Origin of the sequence: Streptomyces sp. NPDC057638 (assembly GCF_042800315.1) — a bacterium.
GTDB lineage: Bacteria > Actinomycetota > Actinomycetes > Streptomycetales > Streptomycetaceae > Streptomyces.
In genome coordinates this window covers 1-3,477 of sequence record NZ_JBHVHF010000509.1, presented here as the reverse complement: position 1 = coordinate 3,477, position 3,477 = coordinate 1, and the positions used below count along the sequence as shown (strand labels likewise).

At 70.3% G+C, this 3,477-nt stretch carries 6 protein-coding genes; all 6 read right to left on the bottom strand.

The genetic code is table 11. From position 1 onward, the window contains the following. Positions 1-2: 2 nt before the first annotated feature. Positions 3-473, bottom strand: coding sequence for a single-stranded DNA-binding protein (locus tag ACFVIM_RS34060; protein ID WP_384309954.1), 471 nt, complete (start codon positions 471-473; stop codon positions 3-5). Positions 474-698: 225 nt separating this feature from the next. Further along, positions 699-1,115: a hypothetical protein gene (locus ACFVIM_RS34055; protein WP_384309952.1), complete on the bottom strand. Its 417-nt coding sequence runs from the start codon at positions 1,113-1,115 to the stop codon at positions 699-701. 94 nt (positions 1,116-1,209) lie between these two features. Next, positions 1,210-1,698 carry a hypothetical protein gene (locus ACFVIM_RS34050; RefSeq protein ID WP_384309949.1) on the bottom strand — a complete coding sequence of 163 codons (489 nt, stop codon included), beginning with the start codon at positions 1,696-1,698 and terminating at the stop codon, positions 1,210-1,212. Next, positions 1,695-1,889, bottom strand: coding sequence for a hypothetical protein (locus tag ACFVIM_RS34045; protein ID WP_384309946.1), 195 nt, complete (start codon positions 1,887-1,889; stop codon positions 1,695-1,697). Before ACFVIM_RS34045 ends, ACFVIM_RS34050 begins: the two co-directional genes overlap by 4 nt. Before the next feature lie 82 nt (positions 1,890-1,971). Beyond that, on the bottom strand, positions 1,972-2,247 hold the full coding sequence (locus tag ACFVIM_RS34040; protein ID WP_384309943.1) for a hypothetical protein: 276 nt from the start codon (positions 2,245-2,247) through the stop codon (positions 1,972-1,974). Positions 2,248-2,769: 522 nt separating this feature from the next. Next, positions 2,770-3,042: a hypothetical protein gene (locus ACFVIM_RS34035; RefSeq protein WP_384309941.1), complete on the bottom strand. Its 273-nt coding sequence runs from the start codon at positions 3,040-3,042 to the stop codon at positions 2,770-2,772. Between the last annotated feature and the right edge of the window lie 435 nt (positions 3,043-3,477).

Here is a 3,477-nt window from a genome sequence, read left to right as displayed (position 1 = left end):
GGTCAGAACGGCGGCTGGTCGTCCGCGCTGGGGGCCGACGCCCACGCGTCGGCCTGGGGGGCCTGCGCGGGCTGCCGCTGCCATCCGTTCTGCTGGGCCTGGCCGTTGCGCTGCACCTTGGCGACCTTGGCGGTCGCGTTGCGCAGGCTCGGCCCGACTTCTTCGACATCGAGTTCGTAGACGGTGCGCTTCTCACCTTCGGCGGTCTCGTAGCTGCGCTGACGCAGTCGGCCCTGAACGATGACCCGCATCCCCTTGGTGAGGGATTCGGCGACGTTCTCGGCGACGTGCCGCCAGACGGAGCAGGTGAGGAAGAGGCTTTCGCCGTCCTTCCACTCGTTGGTGGTCTTGTCGAAGACGCGGGGCGTGGAGGCGACCCGGAACTTTGCGACACCGGCGCCGGAGGGCGTGAAGCGCAGCTCGGGGTCGTCAACAAGGTTGCCGATCAGGGTGATGGTGGTTTCGCCTGCCATGGGGGTTCCTCCTCGTGGGTGGTTCGATGGCGATCGACCCGGGGCTTGCCTCCCCGGCCCGACGTGTATTATTTTACCTGTCCTGGCTGTGCGCGTCAACCTCGCCCGCCGCACGGCCCGCCTTCCGGAGAGGTCCGGCGCGCGGGAGCGGCGACGGGCCGCTTCGTTCCGCGCGGGACCCTTCAACGGAGCCGCGCCGCGCCCGGGCGCGGCTCCGGGGGTCGTTCAGCTCACGCGGCGGAAGGAGTAGGAGGCGTCCTGCGCGAAGTTGGCGTTGGCCTCGCGCCAGAGGGCCCGGCGGGCATCGCGGGTCGGGTGGCCCATCGTCCCGCCCTTGTCCTGGGCGTCGGTCTCCGCTTCGGCGATCTGGCGGTGCCAGACGTCCACGGCGTCGGCCGCGCCGCAGCCCCGGAGCGCTTCAGCGAGCCGGTTCCACAGTTTCACCTCGTACTGACCCCGGGTGACGTGGTCGAAGAAGCCGTCCATGCGGACGTTCTCCACCGTGAGGCGGTCGAGGGTGCGCAGTTCGGTCCACCACCTGTCGGCCCGGCCCAGAGCACTGCGGCCGCCGGCCGCCGCGGCCGTCTCCAGTCGCTGCTTGAACATCCGCTGGTTTCGCTCGGTTCGGTCGTCGGTACGCATGTCGGCTCCTGGGAATCACGGTTCGTGGTGGCCGGTCCGGGGCTTGCCCTCCCCGTTTCGACATATATTAATCTACCCGCTTTGGGGTTTGGTGTCAACCCTGCGGCCGAACGCGCGCCGGGCCGGTGAGGCCGGGCGGGTGGACTGGGGGAAGGGTGACGATGCAGAGGTACGGCGGGCGCTCACCCTCGCTGGAGTGGCGCAAGTCGATGCGCCATGGCCGGTCACCGGGAACGGCACCGGCGTTCCAGTGGCGGACGGCGGCGAGGATCTCGTGCAGGGCGATGCACCAGAGTTCGGCGGGGTCGCCGTCGAGCGCCTCCGCGCCCTCCACGCCGACGACGGTCGCGCCGCGCGCGTCTTCGATCCGCCGGAACGTCAAGGGGTGGAGCTGGTGACGGTCGGCCCGGTCGAACACGACACGTGCGGCAGTGGGCCACACAAGGCGGAGGGCCGGGGCGGCGTCGTAGAGGAACGCCCCGGCCATGTCCGTCTCGGCTCGCTGGAGGCGGCGGCGGTGGGCGTGGAGGTGTCCGGCCGGGTCCGCGTACGGGTCGGGGAGAGGAACGGACTCGGCGCTCACCGGCAGGGCTCCGGTTCGGTGCGGCTGATCATTCGCCACGCGGCGGCGCGGGCGCTCCGGTTGAGGATCTCGGAGATCTGGGCGCGCTGTCGCCGTATGGCTTCGAACTCGGCGGCGGCGTCGCGGTCCCCTGCTGCCGCGCGGGCCAACAGGGAGCCGATGGGGTCGGGAGTGTCGGGGGTGTTGCTCACGGGGGTGTCCGTTCGGTCGGGTGGGGGCCGGCTGGCCGGGCTGGTGGCGGCCCCCGCGCCCGGGGCGCGGGGGCAGGGGGCTTCAGAGGCGGATGGCGAACCCGTTCATCTCGACGATGTCCGGATCGGCCCCCGGGCTGTCCGCGTAGTCGGCGACCTGGCGGCCCAGCTCCCGGCGGGTCTTGAATGCCTCGTCGCTGGAGAGTGACGTCAGCGGACGGGCGAAGAACTCCGCGCCGTACTCGAAGTCGTCCATCCGGTAGAAGCCGTACCCGTCCCGGTCAACGGTCTCGGCGCGTCCGCCGTACAGATCGTGGGCGAGGTCGCGGATGGTGTCGAGCTGTTCGGCGACGGTCACGGTGTTCTCCTGGATTCGTTGGCTCGTGGTGGCCGGTCCGGGGTTTGCCCTCCCCTTCTCGACATGTATTATTCTATCCGTCTTGCTTCGGGGAAGTCAACCGCCACCGGGGGTTGACGATGCGCCGGATCTCCTTTCTGCATTTCCGGCAGGCGAACCGGTCCAGCAGTGCCCGGTAATTCGGGCTATGGAACCTGCGCCTTGCGTAGTTCGAGACACGGGGGCGGGGGCGACGGCGGCTGTATCCGCTGTTCCCGTTCAGCTTCGCCCATTCCTTGACGATGTCGCGGAAGCAGCGGCGCACCGGCATGGACGTGCGGCCTCCGTCCACGAAGGTTCCACACAGGGCCGGTGTCCGGGTCCAGTGGCCGGACTCGTTGGCGTATTCGAGCGGCAGGGCGTGGAGAGGTCCGCTCTCGCTGCGCGCGCTGCGGAATCGGGGTTCCAGTCGGGTGGATTCCATGGGGTCCCTTTCTTGTCACGGCCGGGCGACCCGGGGGCGGGCCGCCCGGCCGGGTGGGGTCAGCCGACGACGCGCATCCCGATCAGGCGGGGGCTGTCGTCCACCGTGCCGCACGCGTCGTGGGTGCACTCCGCGCACAGGTGGGGACAGCCGCAGGTGTCGCGGTTGAAGTCGGAGACGTGCCAGCCGCCTTCGTGCGCGGCCCAGGCTCCGGCGTCGGCGTCGTCCGGCTGGCCGGAGTCGGCGGGACAGCGTTCGCACCGAATGGTCTCGACCTCTTCGGCGGTCGGCCAGAACGGGATGAGCGGCGTTTCGGCGATGACGGCAGCCATGGACAGTCCCTCGACTCGATGGATCGTGGTGGTCGACCCGGGGTTTGCCCTCCCCGTTTCGACATTTACTATTCTACCGTCCGTGTTTGTGGTTTGGCAAGTTCGGGACCTGCACTTTTCCGGGCGTGGTTCGGGTGGGCGCGGAGCGGCCGCCTTCCCTTCGGGCCTCCGTACGGTCGGTTCGCCGGGTGACGGCCCGGGCCGCGACGGTGCAGGTGCCCGCCGACCTTTCTTTCTCCCGCCCCGGCAAAGGCAGTTCCAGGGCGCGGTGGTTCGGCGGTCAAGCGCGGGAGGGAGTACCGCAGCCGGTAGAGCGACGTAGGAGCGGGCCGGCGAGGACACGGACCGGAGCGCTTGAGGGCCGGGCCGCCGCGCCCACAATCAGAGAGCCGGGGATGGAGGAAGACCGGTGACGGCCGGAGCGCAGCGGAGGCC

Coding starts and splice junctions, on each gene's coding strand:
- ACFVIM_RS34035 (WP_384309941.1), bottom strand. CDS start 3,042: ATGGCTGCCGTCATCGCCGAAACGCCGCTCATCCCGTTCTGGCCGACC.
- ACFVIM_RS34060 (WP_384309954.1), bottom strand. CDS start 473: ATGGCAGGCGAAACCACCATCACCCTGATCGGCAACCTTGTTGACGAC.
- ACFVIM_RS34055 (WP_384309952.1), bottom strand. CDS start 1,115: ATGCGTACCGACGACCGAACCGAGCGAAACCAGCGGATGTTCAAGCAG.